This is a genomic window from Mesorhizobium sp. WSM3860, assembly GCF_002294995.1.
In the GTDB taxonomy this organism is placed as follows: Bacteria; Pseudomonadota; Alphaproteobacteria; order Rhizobiales; family Rhizobiaceae; genus Mesorhizobium.
In genome coordinates this window covers 1-18087 of record NZ_NSGF01000023.1, presented here as the reverse complement: position 1 = coordinate 18087, position 18087 = coordinate 1, and the positions used below count along the sequence as shown (strand labels likewise).

The following is an 18087-nucleotide window of genomic DNA, read 5'->3' as shown; positions in this document are numbered from 1 at the left end:
CGGTCTTGCCTCGCTTCAGACCGGTGGGCTCGCAGCCTTGATTTCCGCTCCAATGCGAAGCGTCTCATGCAGCAGGAGATCGAGGTCGTCGCGCCGCGTTCGGTGGTTGGTGATCGCCACCCGCAGGCAATGCTGCCCGTGCACCGTGGTGTCGGAGACGGCGGCGATGCCGTCTTCCTGCAGCCTGAGCATGATTTCGGTGTTGAATGCCTTGAGCCGTTCCTCGGAGGCGCCGTCCAGGCGATGGCGGAAGCAGACGATGTTGATGGTGGTCGGCGCCGTCGGCTCGAGCGCCGGCTCGGCCCGGATCAGCTCGGTCAGATAACCGGCCTGAGCGATGTTCTGGTCGATCAGCCGCCCGAATTTCTCGATGCCATGCTCCTTGAGCGCCATCCAGATCTTGAGCGCCCGAAAGCCGCGCGATGTCTGCAGGCCATAGTCGTGCAGCCATTGCCCGGAGGCGAGGCCGCGCGGCGTCGATTCCAGATATTCCGGCGTGACGGCGAACGTGTTGCGGTGGGCGACGGCATCGCGAACCAGCGCACAGCCCGCTTCGAAGGGCGCGTGCAGCCATTTGTGCGGGTCGAGCGCGATGGAATGGGCGCGTTCGATGCCGGCAACAAGCGATCTGTTTTCAGGCGCGATGGCGATCAGGGCGCCGATGCAGCCATCGACATGAAACCAGAGGTCTTCCTCCGCCGCCAACACGGCCAACGCCTTGAGGTCGTCGATCGCGCCGGTATTGACGGTGCCTGCGGTGCCGATGATGCAAGCCGGCTTGAAACCTGCCGCGCGGTCTTCCGCGATGGCGGTCTTCAGCGCATCGACATCGAAGCGCAAATCCGCGTCGGTCGAGACGCGCCGCAGCGCCCGGTTGCCGAGGCCGAGCGCTTCCATGGCCTTGCGATGACAGGAATGGACCTGGTCCGAGGCGTAGAAGCGCAACGGCTTTGGGATCGCCCCGACCCCTCTTTCGCGCACATCGACGCCGGCTTTGGCATTGCGCGCCACGGTCAGCCCGATGAGGTTGGCCATCGAGCCGCCGCTGACTAGCGTGCCGCTGGCCGAAGCCGGGAAGCCCACCATCTCCTTGCACCAGTCGACCACCTGGCTGTCCAGCAGCCCGGCGGCGTGATTGCCGCCGCCGAGGTTCGAGCCCTGTACCGACGCCAGAAAATCGCCGAGCGCGCCCGTGAAATTGCTTGAGCCCATATACCAGGACCAGAAGCGCGGATGGATATTGCCCATCGGATAGGCCATGACATTGCGGGCGACATCGCCATAGACGTCGGCTATCGGCGCCGGCTCGCGCGGCAGCGGCGCCGAAAAGAAGGCGCGAACCTCGGCCGGCATTTGGCGCCACACCGGACGATCCCGGACATCCTTGAGATAAGCGACGGCATCCTCGACGATCCGATGCGACAGGGCCTGCGTCTCGGCCCAGTCTGGCGGGTCGAGCGTCTCATCCATCACCGCTGTTTCCTGCACGCTGTCCATTCGCTCCACCCCCAAAAGGCACCCGATCATTTCCTGGATCGTCGCGCGGCGCCGCCATCCCAGTGGACAGCAGCGCCGCGATTTGTCTTCAGGCGTCGAACCGGCAGCTTGGTGTCGAGCGCGACAATGCCATCTCCTCGGCATTCATCTCAGCCTCGATGCCGTCGAAGAGCGGCGTCGACATGTAGCGCTCGCCGGTGTCGGGCAGCATGCACAGGATCACCGAGCCGGCCGGAGCGGTCCCCGCGATCTGGCGCGCGACGGCGAAGGTGGCGCCGCCTGAAATGCCGGTGAAGATGCCTTCCTGCTGCGCCAGGGCCTTGGCCCATTTAATGCCTTCCGGACCGGCGATCGGCACCACATCGTCATAGTAGCGCTTGTCGATCGCCTCCTGCAGCACGTTGGGGATGAAGTCGGGCGTCCAGCCCTGGATCGGATGCGGCTCGAAGGCGGGATGGCTGGCGGACGGGGCACCGCCTTGGCCACGCTCCTGCGCCTTGCCGCTGCCGATAAGCTGCGCGTTCGCCGGTTCGGCAAGCACGATGCGGACATCCGGCCGCTCGCGGCGCAGCACCCGGCCGACACCGGCCACGGTGCCGCCGGTGCCGTAGCCGGTGACCAGCACGTCGAGCCGCGAGCCTGCGAAATCGTTGATGATCTCGCGCGCCGTGGTCGCCTCATGGATGGCGGCATTGGCTTCCGTCTCGAACTGGCGGGCCAGGAACCAGCCGTTGGCGTCGGCGAGCTCGACCGCCTTCTTGTACATCCCGAAACCCTTCTGGGCGCGCGGTGTCAGCACCACCTTGGCGCCCAGCATGCGCATCAGCTTGCGGCGCTCGATGGAGAAGCTGTCGGCCATCGTCACCACCAGCGGGTAGCCCTTCTGCGCGCAGACCATGGCAAGGCCGATGCCGGTGTTGCCGCTTGTCGCCTCGACGACGGTCTGGCCCGGCTTCAGCTTGCCGCTGCGTTCGCCTTCCTCGATGATGTTGAGCGCCAGCCGGTCCTTCACCGAGGCCGCCGGATTGAAGAACTCGGCCTTCACATAGATGGTCGCGTGGCCGGGGCCGAGATTGTTGATGCGGATCACCGGCGTGTCGCCGACTGTGTCGAGAATGCTATCGAACAGACGGCCGCGACCGGCAGTGGTCCTGATTTTCAACTGCTGCAACATGGGCTTTGCTCCTCGCTATCTCACGCGCCGGTTACAGACCGGCGGCTTGGGCGGCGCGGTTTCGACACCTTGCCGCGTTAGGTTGCTTGACCTGCCGCGAATGCGGCAACGGCGGCATTCCGGCATGGAATTGGGCTGCCGGATGCTTCCTGTCGTCTTTGGTGATAGAACATGGACCAACTGGTGAGCGTTGGAGAAAGCGTGGGAACATACGTGGAATCCAGCCGATCGAGCCCGAACGACACTGCCGCCGGCCTGTGCTTGCGACTGCTTGGGCAACTGACGCTCGCCCGTGGCGGCGAGCCGGTTAAATTGCCTTCCTCGCGCAAGCTGCGCGCGCTGCTGGCCTATCTTGCGCTTGCGCCACATCCCGTCAGCCGCAGCCGGCTTTGCGAGCTTCTGTGGGACGTGCCGAACGATCCGCGCGGCGAGCTTCGCTGGTGCCTGAGCAAGCTTCGCGGCGCGCTTAACGAACCGGGCCGGCACAGGGTAGAGACCGAAGGCGACACCGTGGCGCTTCGTCTTGCCGATACGAACGTCGATGCCGTCGAAGCGGCCGCGGCGGTCGCCGAGGGGATTGAGACGCTCAGCCTCGGGCGTCTTCGGGCGCTTGCGCAGCTCTTCGCCGGCGATTTCCTTGACGGGCTGGAGCTCGATCGGAGCCCGCATTTCACCAGTTGGCTGACCGCGCAACGCCGCCGTTTCAGCTCATGCCACGTCGCCGTTCTGGAGCACATCATCGGCCTGCTCCCGCAGGGAGCCGATGAAGCGGGCGCCTATCTGGACAGATGGCTGGAACTCGCGCCCTTCGATGGACGCGCACATGTGGCGCTCCTGGAAAACCTTGCGCGGCGAGGACAGATCGGCGCCGGTGAGGAGCATCTCGCGACCGCGGCGGAACTCTTCCGCTCCGAGGAGCTGGATGTCGCTCCCTTGCGGGAAGCATGGCATGAGATAAAAGCCCGCCATTCCAGCGCAACGCCATGCGCGCGATCCGGGCTAGCTCTTCCGGCCCCGCAAGCACCGATCGTTGCCGTCGAATCCGAACCCGCCGCGGTGCGCCGGGCCTCGCTGGCGGTGATGCCGTTCGCGGAAAGCGCCGTCAATTTTCGCGGCGGGCTTGCCGACGGCTTGACCCACGACATCATCACGCGGCTCGCCAAGCTTCGCGATTTCTTCGTCATTGCCCGCGGATCGGTCTTCGCGCTGGCCGAGAAGGACATCGCGCCGGAGGACGCCGGGCGCCGGTTGAATGTCGACTACGTAGCGACAGGCTCGCTCCGCAGCCTTTCGGGCAGGGTCATCGTCTCGGTCGAGCTCGTTGAGGTCCGCACCGCGAGGATCGTGTGGGCCGAGACCTTCGAGCACAGGCCGGACGAGATCTTCACGGTGATAGACGATATCGGCAACAGCATCGTGTCGTCGATCGCCGCCGAGATCGCGACCGTCGAACGAAACCGGGCAATGCTGAAGGCGCCGAATTCGCTGAATGCGTGGGAAGCCTATCATCGCGGGCTCTGGCATATGTACCGGTTCACCCGCCAGGAAAATGAGCGGGCGCAGCAATTCTTCAATGACGCCCTGAAGCTCGACCCGACCTTTGCCCGCGCCTATGCAGGCCTCTCCTTCACGCATTGGCAGAATGCCTTCCAGCGTTGGGGCGATCGCGACCGTGAGGCGTCACTGGCTTTCGCAACTGCCGGTCACAGCCTCCTGGTCGATGACCGCAATCCGGCCGCGCACTGGGCGATGGGCCGCGCCTTATGGCTGCGCGGCGAGCAGGACGGTTCGCTGCTCGAGCTGGCAAAGGCCGTCGACCTCAGCCCGAACTTCGCGCTCGGCCACTATGCCCTGTCCTTTGTCCATTCGCAGTCGGGCGATCCGCAATCGGCGATCGGCTCCTCCGATCACTCGCGCCATCTCAGCCCCTTTGACCCACTGCTGTTCGGCATGATGGGCGCGCGGGCCATGGCCCATGCACGCTTGGGCGAATACGACGAAGCCGCCGAATGGGCGCTGAAAGCTGCGGCCAGGCCCAACGCGCATGTCATCATCCTGGCGATCGCCGCGCATTGCCTGGCGCTGGCCGGCCGCCAGAACGAGGCGCGAAACTTCGCCGCCGCGATCCGCACCACATGGCCCGACTATCGGGCGGACGATTTCATCGCCACCTTCCGCTTCGACCGGGACGGCGAAGCCCTGTTCCGCAGGGGCGCGAAGCTCATCGGGCTGAACTGAACAAGCGCTTTTTCAGTGCATCAGCGGCCCGCTCGCCTTCCGCCACGCATCGATGCCGCCCTGGATGTGGCGGGCGCTCGATATCCCGCGATCCTGCGCCGCCTGCACGGCCATCGCCGAGCGCTCGCCGAAGGCGCAATAGAACAGGATCTGCTTGGCTGTCGATTTCGCCAGCTCATGCAGCATGCCGCCGGCGGCGATGTTCTCCTGCAGCCGCGCATAGGGCAGATGGATCGCGCCGGGGATGACGCCGTGGCGATCCCGTTCGGACTGCTCGCGCAGGTCGATCAGCGCCACATCGGGCCGACCGACCAGCGCCAGCGCCTGTTCGGCGGTCACTGCCCAGCCGCGGCTGGCGATGTCGTCCTGATGCAGCCCCACCCGCATGTTGGCCGGCACGGCCACATCCATCATCTTCGGATTGGACAGCTTCAGATTGGTCATGATGTTCACGTATTCGTCCACCGACTTCACCTGCAGGCGCGGGTTGAACGCCTTTTCCTCGCCGATCGTTGACACGGTCTCGCCCTTGTAGTCGTGTGCCGGAAAGATCAGCGTCTCGTCGGGAAGCTTGAGCAGACGGCCGAAGATCGATTCATATTGCTGGCGCGGATCGCCGTTCTGGAAGTCGGTGCGGCCAGTGCCGCGAATGAGCAGCGTGTCGCCGGTAAAGACGCGGTCCGGCAGGACGAAGCTGTAGGAATCGTCGGTGTGGCCGGGCGTATAGACGACGTCCAGCGCCAGCCCCTCGATGGCAAGCTTGTCGCCGTCGGCAAGCCGCATCGACACGACGTCGGCCTTGGTCTGCTCACCCATCACGGTCACGCAATGCGTCTTGTCGCGCAGCGCGCCGAGCCCGGTGATGTGGTCGGCATGGAGATGTGTGTCGACCGCTTTGACCAGTCTGAGGTCGAGCTCGTTGACCAGCTGCAGGTAGCGTTCAACCTTCTCCAGCACCGGATCGATGATCAGCGCCTCGCCGCCGGGCCGGCTGGCGAGAAGGTAGGAATAAGTGCCCGAAACGGAATCGAAAAGCTGACGGAAGATCATTTTATCGGCCCCATGCGCGAGCGGCCCACCCGGCTGCCGACCAAGTCTAGAACAAGCATGAGATGCCCGCCAGCGAACACTTCATGCTTGATCCAAAGGCCGAACTGCTACCGCCTGAGCACCGCGCTCAGCACGTCGCGGATGCCGATCGCGCCGACGAAGCGCGAGCCTTCGTCGAACAGCGCGACCGGTGCCGTCTGCGAGCGGTGCATGGCGAGCATCACCGTCTTAAGCGACGTCCCGGGATTGGCCCAGAACACCTGCGCACCCTCCTCCGGCTGCCTCTCGACCTCGGCGCAGGATACCCACACCGCCGGCTTGCCGTCGCGTTCGGCCGCCGCCACCAGGCCGTGCTCGTCGATCTTGAAGCGCGTCGTCTTGCGTCGGTCGAGCCAGACCCAGCCATTCTCGCCCTGCTCGAGATCGCGGCGGTCGCGCATCACGTTCCAGGCGGTGAGCACCGAGAGCGGATTCACATTGGCGATGAAGTCGCGGACATAGTCGTTGGCCGGGCGCAGCACGATGTCTTCCGGCGCGCCGGTCTGGACGATGCGCCCGCCTTCCATGATCGTGATGTAGCTGCCGATCTTCAGCGCCTCCTCGAGGTCGTGGCTGACGAAAATGATGGTCTTTTTCAGCTCCGCCTGGAGCTGCAGGAGCTCGTCCTGCAACTTGGTGCGGATCAGCGGATCGAGCGCCGAGAACGGCTCGTCCATCAACAGGATCGGCGCCTCGGTGGCGAAGGCACGCGCCAAGCCGACGCGCTGCTGCATGCCGCCCGAAAGCTCATGCGCGTATTTCTTCGACCATTGGTCGAGATGGACCAGCTGGAGCTGCTTCTGCACCCGTGCCTTGCGCTCGGCCTCCGGCACGCCGGCGAGCTCCAGACCGAAGCCGACATTCTCCTCGACCGTGCGCCATGGCAGCAGGCCGAACTGCTGGAACACCATCGCCACCTGCTTCTGCCGCAGACGTCTCAGCGTCGGCTCGTCGCAGGTGACGACGTCGACCGTGCGGTCGCCGTCTTTGACCAGAACCTGGCCGCGCGACACTACATTCAGCCGGTTGACGGCCCTCAGCAGCGTCGACTTGCCGGAGCCGGAAAGGCCCATCAGCACCGAAATCTCGCCCTCATGCACGGTGAGGTTGGCGCCGGCGCAGCCCAGCACGTTGCCGGTCTTTTCGAGGATTTCGGCACGGGTTGCGCCCTTGTCGATCAGGGCCAGCGAACCGGCCTGATCGGCGCCGAAGACGATGTCGACGTTCTTGAAGTCAACCGCGACGGTCATTTCTTGCCTCCAACGCCGATGCGGGTCATCCGGTCGAGCACGATGGCGAGCACGACGATGGCCAGGCCTGCCTCAAGTCCCAGATCGATGCGGCGTGAGCCGAGAGCGCGGTTGATCTCGGTGCCGAGGCCGCCGGCGCCGATCAGGGCGGCGAACACCACCATCGACAGCGACAGCATGATCGACTGGGTCAGCCCCGCCATGATGGTGGGGAGCGCAGAGGGCAGCTCGACCTTCCACAGGAGCTGGCGTTTGGTGGCACCGAAGGCTTCACCCGCCTCGATGATCGCCTTTGGCACAGAGACCACGCCGAGATGGGTGAGCCGCACGGCTGTCGGGATGACGAAGATGATGGTGACGATGAGGCCGGGCGCGTTGCCGAGCCCGAACAGCGTCAACACCGGGATCAGGTAGACGAAGGTCGGCAGCGTCTGCATCAGGTCCAGCACCGGCAGCATGACGCGGTAGACCTTCGGCTTGTGCGCCGCCCAGATGCCGAGCGGCACGCCGATCGCCATTGCCATGGCGGCGGCGGCGACGACCAGCACTAGCGTCTGCACCGTCTGCTTCCAGAGGTTCTGGTTGATGATGAAGATGAGGCCGATGAAGACGCCGATGGCCAGCGGCCGCGAGCGCTGCAGGAACCAGGCTATGACGGCGACGACCAGGGCCAGCAGCACCGGCGGCACCATGAGCAGGATGTCCACCGCCCCGTCGAGGATGAAGTTCAGGCCGTTCGAAAAGGCCCTGAAGACGGTGTCGAAATTGTCGGTGAGGAAGCCGAAGAAGGCCTTGCCCCATGGACCTATGGGAATCTTGTAGGCGACCAGAAATTTAGAGATCGGATCCATCTTTCCCCTCGTTGATCCTCGCCGCCCTTGCCGGGCGGTCACCTTTTCACAGCATATGAAAAAGGGCAGCCTTTTCCAGCGGCTGCCCCTTTCCGGAGATCATGCCGGACTCAAAGCCGGCTCAGCCCCCGAGCGCGGTCTTGATGGCCGCAGCCGCATCGCCGCCGTCGAAGGTGGTCACGCCGGCGATCCAGGGCGCGATCGCGTCCGGATGCTTCTTCAGCCAGTCGGTCGCGACCGTCTGGGCATCGCCGCCCTTCAGGATCGCGTCCATCATCTCGCCTTCCATGTCGAGATTGAATTTCAGGTTGGAGATGAACTTGCCGGCATTCGGGCACTCGGCGGCGTAGCCCTTGCGCGTGTTGGTATAAACGGTCGCGGCCCCGAAACCGCTGTCGCCCATGCCCTCGAGATAGGTGATCTTCATGGCGCCCATGACCGGATGCGGCGTCCAGCCGAGGAAGGCGATCCACTCATTGTTCTTCATCGACTGCTCGGCCTGCGTCAGCATGCCGGCTTCCGAGGACTCGACCAGCTCGAAGCCTTCGAGATTGTCCTTCGGGTTCTTGATCATGTCGAGGATGATGCGGTTGCCGTCATTGCCGGCCTCGATGCCGTAGATCTTGCCGTTGAACTTGTCCTTGAACTTGCCGAGATCGGTCAGTGTCTTGACGCCCGCATCCGCGACATAGGTCGGCACGACGATGCCGTAGCCGGCGCCGGTCAGGTTGGTGCTTACCGTCTCGACCGAGCCGTCGGCGGTATAGTCCTTGATGTCATTGGTCATCGACGGCATCCAGTTGCCGAGAAAGACGTCGAGGTCCTTGTTCTTCAGCGACGCATAGGTTACCGGCACCGAAAGCTGGATCACCTGCGGCTCGTAGCCGAGAGCGGTGAGCAGCACCGAAGCCAGCCCGGTGGTTGCCTGGATATCGGTCCAGCCGACATCCGACAGACGCACGGCCTTGCAGCTCGCCGGATCGCCGGCATAGGCCGCGGTCGTGGACAGAAGCGCCGCCAGCCCGAGGCCGGCGACGAAGGATTTCATACGCGACATGAACTTTCTCCCATTGCGGTTCTTAAAGCGGCGCGAAGTCACGGTTCTTGCGCCCGCCTCGTTTCGTCAGCCAAACACCATTTTGATGCGGTTTCAAGCGGTTCCACACCGCGATCAACGGCGCGCGCTTGCCATTCAGCGACATGCCGCGCTTTCCGCCGGGTCCGCTTTTTGGTGGAATGAGCCCGCGGCCCCCTCCCCGCGCCGCGGCAATTGAGCTTAAAGACCCATATGGCCAAGCTCTACTTCAACTACGCAACGATGAATGCCGGCAAGACGACGATGCTGCTGCAGGCATCCTACAACTATCGCGAACGCGGCATGACGACGATGCTGTTCGTCGCCGGCCATTATCGCAAGGGCGACAAGGGACTGATCTCGTCGCGCATCGGTCTCGAGACCGAGGCCGAGATGTTTCGCGACGGCGACGATCTCTACGCCCGCGTCGCCGAGCATCATGAGCACACCACCGTGCATTGCATCTTCGTCGACGAGGCGCAGTTCCTCGAGGAGGAGCAGGTCTGGCAGCTTGCCCGCATCGCCGACCGGATGAACATCCCGGTCATGTGCTATGGCCTGCGCACCGATTTCCAGGGCAAGTTGTTTTCCGGCTCGCGCGCGCTGCTCGCCATCGCCGACGATCTGCGCGAGGTGCGCACCATCTGCCGCTGCGGCCGCAAGGCGACGATGGTCGTTCGCCTCGGTCCCGACGGCAAGGTGGCCAAGCAAGGCCAGCAGGTGGCGATCGGCAAGGACGTCTATGTATCGCTCTGCCGCCGGCACTGGGAAGAGGAAATGGGCAGGGCTGCGCCCGACGACTTCATCGGCTTTGCCCGCAACTGAGACGGGGAGCCTCGCGACGGCCGGCTAAGTCGGGCAATCGCTGCCATCGGCCGGCTGGTGGCCGGTGATTTGCCACGATTCGGCACAAGAGATTTTGCACACTTCCCAGCGCCGCAGCTTGTTCGCAAAAACAAGAGCTTAAGGCATGCCAGCTAAAGCTGCCTGAAGGCGACCGGCATTACTCTGGCCATGAGCATGCTTGCCTTATCTTTCAAGGGCCTGGCCAATTCTTTTGTTTTGCCACGGCTCTTTGTCTTCCTTCTTTCAATCGCTTGAGCCCCCACATATATTCGCAGCGACGTGCGACACGAAACCGGATGCCGAAGCGGGAGGCCCCTATGGCGACGTTGCAGAATTTCGATGCCGAGATTGCCAAGACCAAGCAGGTCGTCGAGGACATGCGCACCAAGATCGAGCAGTCCGGAACCGTGCTCGACACGCTCGCGCAGGCCGACAGGAAGATCGGCGATGCCAATTTCGACATCGAGAACGCCCGCATCGAGGACGTGCTGAAGCAGCAGAAGGTCATGGAAGGCAATATTGCCGACCTGATTATCGGGCTGGAGGACGCCACCAATGTCTTCGGCGCCGAATTCGAGAGCATGAAGAGCTACACCGGCTGGGAAAATCTCGTCGGCGTCTTCTCCGAGCAGCGCAAGCAGCGCATGCGCACCGACCGCGTGCGCAACATGTCGCTCGCTGGCAATTTGCAGGAGCTGCTGGCGAAATCAGACACCATCGTCGGCATCCTGAAAGCCCAGAAGCAGATCCTCGACCAGCGCTACAAGACCTCGGAAGCAAGCCTGTCGCAGGTGATCGAGCGCCGCAAGGCGACGATGACCAATCTCGAGGCGGTGCAGAAACGCATCGAGGAACTCAACCCGATGCTGCTCGACATCGAGAACAAGATCGCCGCCTCGACCAGCCAGAAGGAGCGCACCCAGCTCGAGGGCGAGCGTTCGAAGATGGCGACCGAATACAACGAGAAGCAGGCCAAGGAGCAGGAGCTGCTGGCCGAAAGCCAGACGCTGGAGCGCTACACCTCGATGTTTCAGACGTTTGTCGATTCCCTCAACAACCAGATCGCCGCGCAGTCGACGCTGATCAACAAGCTGACAATCGACACCGAGCAGCGCATCGTGCTCTACAAAGCTCTGGAAGACTCGCTGAAGACGGCCGCCCAGCAGGACGTCGCCCACAAGATCAACACGCTGGGCAGCCAGGTCGACAACACGGCCGAAGAGACGATGGCGGGCATCGGCGCCGCTTCGCAGAAGCACATCGGCGATCTCTTGGAGATGCACGAGAAGAATATGGTGGCCACCGCCGACATCCAGCGCCGCAAGAAACTTGCCGACGACGCCTTCGCCCGCCGCTTCGACGAGGTGATGAAGAAGCACAATTCGGCGAATTACGTGCAGCAGTAGGCGGCGTGACGGCATTCTTCTCCAGGGCGGTGCCATGACCCCCGAAAATGAAGCGGCGGCGCGCTACTTCTTCGCCATCACCGCGGCGCTGAGCGGGCTGGAAGTGTTCATGCGCGACGACCGCTCGCCGCTCTACCGGCACGGCATCGTCGCCAAGATCGTCGCCGAATATATCGCCCGGCTGGAAAATTCTTTCGCCTGCTGGCGCAACCGGCTGGGCTTCATGGATACGTTCCGCATCTCGCGCGCCGACAGCGGCTATCCGGTGTTCCAGAACCTGCTCGAGCTGGAGAACGACCGCCGTCAGGCAGATAGCCGGCTGGCCAACATTCCGCAGGCCGGCGAGTTGCGCGAGGAGATGGCCGACTTCATCCTGCGCCACAAGGAATTTCCTGTGGCGCTGCAAAGGTCGCTGGCCGAGCGGCTCTATCTGGAGGGCATCAAGAGCGAGACCACCTTCGGTCCGTTCAGCCTGGCGCAGACGGCCAAAGTCTCGGTCAATCCCAAGACCATGCGGCCTTATTACCTCGTCCACTGGGCCTCGTTCGACGGCAGTGCCAACCTGCCGCTGATCTATATGGTGACGGTCGAGGACTCCTCCGAGAGCATGGTGCGCCAGCTCGTCGACGCCAACGGCAAGCTGAACGAGAAGGTGGACATTCCGCTCCCCGTCGACGGCCTGCTCAACCCCGAGCTTGCCCATCGCTTCGACGATTTCACCGAGAAGAATTCCGCCTACACGTTGTCGCCGGCGACCATCGCGGTCAATCTCGACAAGGATTTCGAGCCGCTGCATCCGAAGCAGCTGCGGCGCGTCGTGCTCGGCCCCTTCTATTCGGCCGGGATCACCGAGAACAATTCAACGGTGACCGAGGTTTTGACCAAGGTGCGCAAGCCGGAGAACGCCTGGCTGCTCACCTGGACCATCCAGGAAGTCTTTTCCAAGTCCGAGAAGCCCGGCCGCAGGGGCCTGTTCTCCAGCGAAAAGACGACGCAGGAATTCTTCATCAACACCGACGACCTCGAAGCGGCGCGCCAGGGCGTCTCCAGCTATGACAACCACGCGCTGATCCCGCACGAGGCCTATCAGGCGCTCTATGCCGCGGGCGAAGCGCAGAAGATCTTTTCCGGCTACAAGGTCCACATCCTGTCCAAAGGGCAGGTCATCAGCGATGTGTGACCGTCAAACCGCGGAGCATCCGTAATGGACACCGGGCTGACCACGATCTCGGAAGCGGCAATCGAAAAGCACCGCGCCACCGCGCAGAGCTTCATCACCCGCATCGTCGTGCTGGAGGAACCATCGCGCGAGTCCGGCACGGCGCTTGCCGGCACCAACCGGCGCTTCGTCTCGACCGTCTCGGCCGGTTCGGTGCGCCGCACGCGCGAGGTCGAACTGTCGAAAACGGTCGCCGCAATCCATCCCGACGACCAGCTGATGAGCATCCCGCAGCACATGCTTCTATACCGCGCCCGGCGAGGGCTGGCGATCGCGCTGGCCATCGCGGATGTCTTTGCCGAGGGTTCCGATCTCGAAAGCCTGCAGGCCAAGAACGCGCGTGCCCCGCTCGAAGGCGACGAGGCGGCGAGGTTCAAGAAGCTTTTGTCTGCCTCCGCCTATGTTTCGGCTTTCAGCTTCGCCTCCTACCTGTTCCAACTGATCGACAGCGACGGCGAGGCGCCGAACGATAGTCCCGAACCCGACTTCCTGTTCGACACGCCGCAGGACGCGGTGAAGTCGATCGTGGCAGGCCTCGACAAGGCGATTGCCGGCTCGAAGGACGATGCCGATCTGATGACCAGGGCGCGCGCCTTCGCCCGCGTCGCCATCGACGGGTTGCTCGCGCGCAAGGGACGCTTCGACGGCATCGGTCCGTTCGAGAACGCGCATATCCGCATCGATGTCGACGACTTCACGCTCGACGGTTTCGACGTGGCGCCCGGCAAGCGCTTGAAGCCGCTGGTGATGACCTTCAAGAAGCCGGAAGAGGTCGTCGGCAATCACATCGCCAAATACCAGTCGGTCAAGCTCGCCAAGATGCTGATGGCCTATGATTTCGAACGCGAGCTGAACCCCTTCGTCGAGCTCGGCGGCTTTCTCTTCACCTTCATCGGCGACGGCGCGCCCGGCACCGGCAAGACGACGCTGATCCAGATGATAGCCGGGCTCGTCAACAACTATTGTCAGGTCGCCGGCTATCCCTTCGTCTATGAGAATTTCGGGGTCGACCAGATTTCTTCCTACCAGGGCAAGTCCGGCCAGAACTGCCGCCAGTTCATCAACAACGTGCTCAATCCGCGGGCCATCGGCTTCGGCACCATCGACGACATCGACCAGGTGGCTGCGCGCCGCTCCGACGACCGCGCATCCGCCGGCCAGCAGGAGATCACGGGCGTGCTCATGGATGCCTTTGCCGGCGCTTCCACCGTGGTGCGCGGCAACTGCTCCTTCGGGATGTTTTCCAACTACCCCGAAAATGTCGACGATGCGCTGCGCCAGCGCGCCGGCGCCCGCTGGCTGGTCGACGGCCCGCAGTCGCGCGACGACTATATCGACATCTTCGTGCTGCTCGCCGGCAAGAACCACAAGATCCCGCTGGGCGAGCACGAGCTCTATGCGGCGCAGGAAATACAGCGCGCCGTGACTGAGGCTTATGAGGAGCACGAGAAGCCGCAGGAAAACGGGCTGATGAAGGTCTATGAGCGCTATATGAAGGAGAACGGCGCGCCGAAGACGATGGCCGATATCGGCACCTACCTGCACATGATCAAGGACGCCGAGCCGCGCTTCACCGGCCGCGCCATCAAGAACGTCACCGACGCCATCAAGATGCGCGCCATGGACGTCGAGCTGCCGGACGAATGGTTCGAGAAGCCGGAAGCTTTCATGCACAAGAGCTACGACGATAAGAAGGCAATGATCGAGGATCTGCGCGGGCCGTTCTCGATGGACATGGTCATGCAGGAGATCAACCGCTACGCCGATTCCGAATTCCGCTACTCCGACAAGTCCGACGACGCGGCGGTCGAGAAGCTTTTGCGCGACGCGCGGCTGCGCGAACGCGCTGCGCGCGAGATGGAGGAGCTGAAGAAGAAGGGGCTTTGGAATGCGTAGGCTTCCTTCGCTGCCCGCAAGTGCGGAAGGGTGTGGTGCCGACATCGGCGCCTCCCTTTCCCCGTCCTTCACGGGGAGAGGGTAAGGGTGAGGGGCAGCGCCGTGCGTGGACCAGAAGTCGCTACAACGAAACGGGCAAGACGCCTCCGGCAGTCGGATAACGAGGCGGAAACAGCTCTTTGGATGGAACTGCGCGACAGACGATTGAACGGCCTTAAATTTGTGCGGCAGTTTCCGATAGGCAACTATTTCGCTGATTTTGCCTGCAGGGAGTGCCAGCTCGTTGTCGAGGTCGATGGCAGCCAGCATGCAGGCAACAGCTACGACCAGATCAGGGATCGCTTCCTGGTCTCAAACAACTGGTCCGTTCTCCGCTTCTGGAATGTCGATGTCTTGAAGAAGCGGGATGAGGTGCTCGAAACCATACTTGCTGCAATCGAATGCCGTCTCGATCGTCTGATCGAAACGCACGAGCTGCGATTTATTGCTGCCAGCGGCTACGGGGAGACAAATCTTTGATCGTCGGCGCCGCCCCTCACCCTTACCCTCTCCCCGTCAAGAACGGGGAGAGGGGGGCGTCGGCGTCGCCGCTTCGCCTTTCGAGGCCACATCCGTCGGACCCTTGCCAATGACCCGTCCCGCCAAAAAGCCCGACCTTCTGCGCGACAACGAGCTGATCTACGGCAGGCTGCTCGTCGTTGACGAGCCGCATCTCATCCAGCGCTACAACAAGGCTCTCGTCGCCTTCGGCCTCGAGCCGACCAAGCTGACGAGCTTCCAGATCGACCGCACCGGCTTCTCGCCCGAGGTGGCCGAGGAATGCGGCGATTACGACTATCTCGATCCCAACGAGGTCAACCGCCGCTTCATCATCCTGACGCCGTCGCAGATCGATCTGCCGGTCGTGCACACCGCCTTCTCCAACACCTCGCAGTTGATGTTCGAGTTCATGTCCAAGAACCAGCGCGCCATCGACGCGCTGACCATCAAGGACGTCATCTACGGCGAGATCGAGGACTCCGTTCCCAAGGTCAACGACATCGAGGACCTGCTGTCGATCAATCAGGTCGAGTTCAAGGTTTTGTCGGCCGAGGACGTGCTCGGCAAGGCGGCCGAGCTCGGCAAGCTGGTCGACCGGCTGAAGCAGGAGCCCGACGCCTGGCGCGACAACGCCATGCTTGAGCGCATGGTCGATCTCGCCAAGGTCTGCGGCGACATCCGCGAGAACGCGCTGGTGCCCGATCAGGTGATCTTCCGCCACAATGCATACTGGACCAGCCATTTCGGCGGGCTCTACGTCTTCGTCGACCCCGACATGACGACGGTGATCAGCGATCCGGCCGCCCCCGGCTTCCGCCGCTCGCGGCCGTGGCAGGTGAGCTATCTGTCGATCAACGACGCCGACAAGGTGTTCCGCTTCCTCGCCGCCACGGGCCGCCTTGACCTGCCTCGCGCTTCCTGGGTGGAAACCTCGGGCTATCTCGAGCACCGCGCCGAGATGGTGGTCCGGGCGCTGATCCGCGATGCCGAGCCCAACCGCAACCTGACGGACGTCGACAAGGTCTGGCTGCAGACCTGGATCCACGGCCATGCCGACCTGATCGCCAGCGACGGCAATTTCCCCTTCCTCAACGCCGCTAAGCGCGAGATCGCCCAGTTCGGCCACCTGAAGCTTGAAGATGTGCCGCCGCGCCAGCGCTTCCTGGTTGTGCGCGCCAAGCCCGATCATCCCGATACCTGGCTCACCAATCAGTTGATCTCGGATTTCGTGCCGCAGGACTTCGTCTCGCGCTACGTCTTCAATAAACCGGGTTTCTACAAGGACTTCGACGGCTTCAGCGATGCCTGGCGATCGCATGTTGTGGACGTTCTGAAAACCACATATTTGAAGGACAAGGCGGCGTTCCGCGCGCGTCTTTACGGCTTGACGGACTGAGGGGGTGACGAGAGCCATGTTTGATCCGATCGTGAACTTCTTCACCCGGATTTTCCAGTGGATCGGCCGCGGCATAGGCTTCGTCGTCGGCATTATTCTCTGGCCGTTCATATGGGTCGGCCGCTGGTATGGCCAGCGCGGCTGGATCCTGAAGGCGGTGGTCGGCCTTGCCTTGCTGGTTTTGATCGGCCTTTACGCCAACTTCTTTTACGCCACCCAGTGGTGGAACAATTTCGACCCGAACTATCCCGACAAATACACCTTCGAGAAGCGCAGCGTCTCGGCCGGCGAGCAGGTCTCCGCCGGCGCCGGCACCGACACCGCCAAGACCTGCGGCAACTCAGGGATAGCCCAGGTGGCTGCCGATCTGACGGACTTTAACGTCAACCAGAATGCCTGGGTCTCCTCGATGATCCTTTACAAGCTCGGCTTGTTCGGCATCGACTGGGACCACACGCCGTGGATGGACAACAAGGCGTCCTTCCAGCGCGGCATCAACCAGGCGGTCCGGCGCACCGCCACCGAGCTAGCCGACAATCTCGGCCGCGTGCGCACCACCTCGCAGATCGACGCCGACCTGCAGGATGCACGCGGCAATCTGCAATTCGACGAAGAGACCTGGTATTTCGGTCTTAACCCGTTCGGCCCCAAGACGCCGACGCCGAGCTACTACCGCGACGCGGTGCGCAAGCTGCGCTCCTTCAACGCTCGCCTCGCCAGCTGTCAGGCGACGTTCGATGCCCGCGCCGACAATCTGAAGCAATATATCGACCGCATCGCCAGCGACATCGGCTCGACCTCCGCGATCTTGAAGGAGCGCGCCGAGAACCATAATGACGGCTGGTTCGACTTCCGCGCCGACGACCGCTTCTGGTTCGCCTATGGCCAGCTCTACGCCTATTACGGCCTGATGAAAGCGGCGCAGGCCGACTTCGAGGACGTGATCAAGGAAAAGCACCTGCAGAATTTGTGGGACACGATGGACGCGCAATTCGTCTCGGCACTGCGCATCCAGCCCTTCATTATCGCCAACGGCCGCGAGGACGGCTGGCTGCTGCCGACGCATCTGACGACCATGGGCTTCTATATCCTGCGCGTGCGCTCCAACATGGTCGAGATCAGCAACGTGCTTAGCCAATAGCGCCGCCGCCACGCAGGACAGTGGCGGATTTGCGCCGTCGCGTCTGTCGCATTCCGTGCATTGCGCGGCTGTTTTGAGACGGCGGAACGACCCCCGCTCTGGCTTCTATACGGGCGCAACGACCGGGCGCCGAAGACCCTTGGGGAGGTCGGCCGGGAACTGCAATAATTTCTTCACAGGAAACATAGTTGCATGAAAGTTGACGCCGTGACAGCGACAGGGTTAGAACATGCCCTTGCGTCCGGGCGGCAACGTAGAACCGCCCTGTTTCCTCGTTTTCAGGCAATTCCGAACAGAAAACCGTCTCACACTTTTCCCGGAATTGCTGTAGTGATCGAACCCCTCCCCTCCACCGCTCAATCCAGAGGAAAGCCGTCATGGCCGAAGTGAAGTCCGACATCGAGATCGCGCGCGCCGCCAGGAAGAAACCGATCCAGGAGATCGGCGCCAAGATCGGCATCCCCTACGA

Annotated in this window: 15 protein-coding genes; 8 read left to right on the top strand and 7 right to left on the bottom strand. The window is 63.1% G+C overall.

All coding sequences use genetic code 11. The annotated features are described in order from the left end of the window. Positions 1-15 precede the first annotated feature (15 nt). Positions 16-1497, bottom strand: a complete 1482-nt coding sequence (locus CK220_RS26635; RefSeq protein WP_095814379.1) for an aspartate aminotransferase family protein — start codon at positions 1495-1497, stop codon at positions 16-18. 88 nt (positions 1498-1585) lie between these two features. Beyond that, positions 1586-2671, bottom strand: coding sequence for a pyridoxal-phosphate dependent enzyme (locus tag CK220_RS26630; RefSeq protein ID WP_095814378.1), 1086 nt, complete (start codon positions 2669-2671; stop codon positions 1586-1588). A gap of 171 nt (positions 2672-2842) precedes the next feature. Here CK220_RS26630 and CK220_RS26625 point away from each other — a divergent pair, with 171 nt between their 5' ends. Then, positions 2843-4909: a BTAD domain-containing putative transcriptional regulator gene (locus CK220_RS26625; RefSeq protein ID WP_095814377.1), complete on the top strand. Its 2067-nt coding sequence runs from the start codon at positions 2843-2845 to the stop codon at positions 4907-4909. A 12-nt stretch (positions 4910-4921) separates the two neighbouring features. Here the strand turns inward: CK220_RS26625 and CK220_RS26620 are convergent, their stop codons facing one another. The 5 genes from CK220_RS26620 to CK220_RS32855 form a co-directional block, all read right to left on the bottom strand. Continuing rightward, on the bottom strand, positions 4922-5959 hold the full coding sequence (locus tag CK220_RS26620) for an MBL fold metallo-hydrolase (protein WP_095814376.1): 1038 nt from the start codon (positions 5957-5959) through the stop codon (positions 4922-4924). A gap of 107 nt (positions 5960-6066) precedes the next feature. Then, complete coding sequence (gene choV / locus CK220_RS26615; protein ID WP_095814375.1) at positions 6067-7248, bottom strand: choline ABC transporter ATP-binding protein; 1182 nt, start codon at positions 7246-7248, stop codon at positions 6067-6069. Next, entirely contained in the window at positions 7245-8099 is an 855-nt protein-coding gene (gene choW / locus CK220_RS26610; RefSeq protein WP_095814374.1) for a choline ABC transporter permease subunit, read from the bottom strand. Before choW ends, choV begins: the two co-directional genes overlap by 4 nt. 121 nt (positions 8100-8220) lie before the next feature. Continuing rightward, positions 8221-9156 carry a choline ABC transporter substrate-binding protein gene (locus tag CK220_RS26605; RefSeq protein ID WP_095814373.1) on the bottom strand — a complete coding sequence of 312 codons (936 nt, stop codon included), beginning with the start codon at positions 9154-9156 and terminating at the stop codon, positions 8221-8223. A 22-nt stretch (positions 9157-9178) separates the two neighbouring features. Next, positions 9179-9301, bottom strand: a complete 123-nt coding sequence (locus CK220_RS32855) for a hypothetical protein (RefSeq protein WP_280952759.1) — start codon at positions 9299-9301, stop codon at positions 9179-9181. Between the two features lie 86 nt (positions 9302-9387). On the opposite strand from CK220_RS32855, the gene CK220_RS26600 reads away from it, so the two are divergent. From CK220_RS26600 to CK220_RS26570, 7 genes are all read left to right on the top strand, one after another. Further along, on the top strand, positions 9388-9999 hold the full coding sequence (locus CK220_RS26600) for a thymidine kinase (RefSeq protein WP_095814372.1): 612 nt from the start codon (positions 9388-9390) through the stop codon (positions 9997-9999). 338 nt (positions 10000-10337) lie between these two features. Then, positions 10338-11426 carry a hypothetical protein gene (locus CK220_RS26595; protein WP_095814371.1) on the top strand — a complete coding sequence of 363 codons (1089 nt, stop codon included), beginning with the start codon at positions 10338-10340 and terminating at the stop codon, positions 11424-11426. 34 nt (positions 11427-11460) lie between these two features. Continuing rightward, complete coding sequence (locus tag CK220_RS26590) at positions 11461-12606, top strand: hypothetical protein (protein ID WP_095814370.1); 1146 nt, start codon at positions 11461-11463, stop codon at positions 12604-12606. A 24-nt stretch (positions 12607-12630) separates the two neighbouring features. Continuing rightward, a complete protein-coding gene (locus CK220_RS26585) occupies positions 12631-14541 on the top strand; it encodes an ATP-binding protein (RefSeq protein ID WP_095814369.1) in 1911 nt (636 codons plus the stop codon). Between the two features lie 102 nt (positions 14542-14643). After that, on the top strand, positions 14644-15060 hold the full coding sequence (locus CK220_RS26580; protein WP_095814435.1) for a DUF559 domain-containing protein: 417 nt from the start codon (positions 14644-14646) through the stop codon (positions 15058-15060). Positions 15061-15169: 109 nt separating this feature from the next. Further along, positions 15170-16477, top strand: a complete 1308-nt coding sequence (locus tag CK220_RS26575; protein ID WP_095814368.1) for a DUF6638 family protein — start codon at positions 15170-15172, stop codon at positions 16475-16477. Positions 16478-16493: 16 nt separating this feature from the next. Continuing rightward, a complete protein-coding gene (locus CK220_RS26570; RefSeq protein WP_095814367.1) occupies positions 16494-17618 on the top strand; it encodes a DUF2333 family protein in 1125 nt (374 codons plus the stop codon). The last annotated feature ends 469 nt before the right edge of the window (positions 17619-18087 follow it).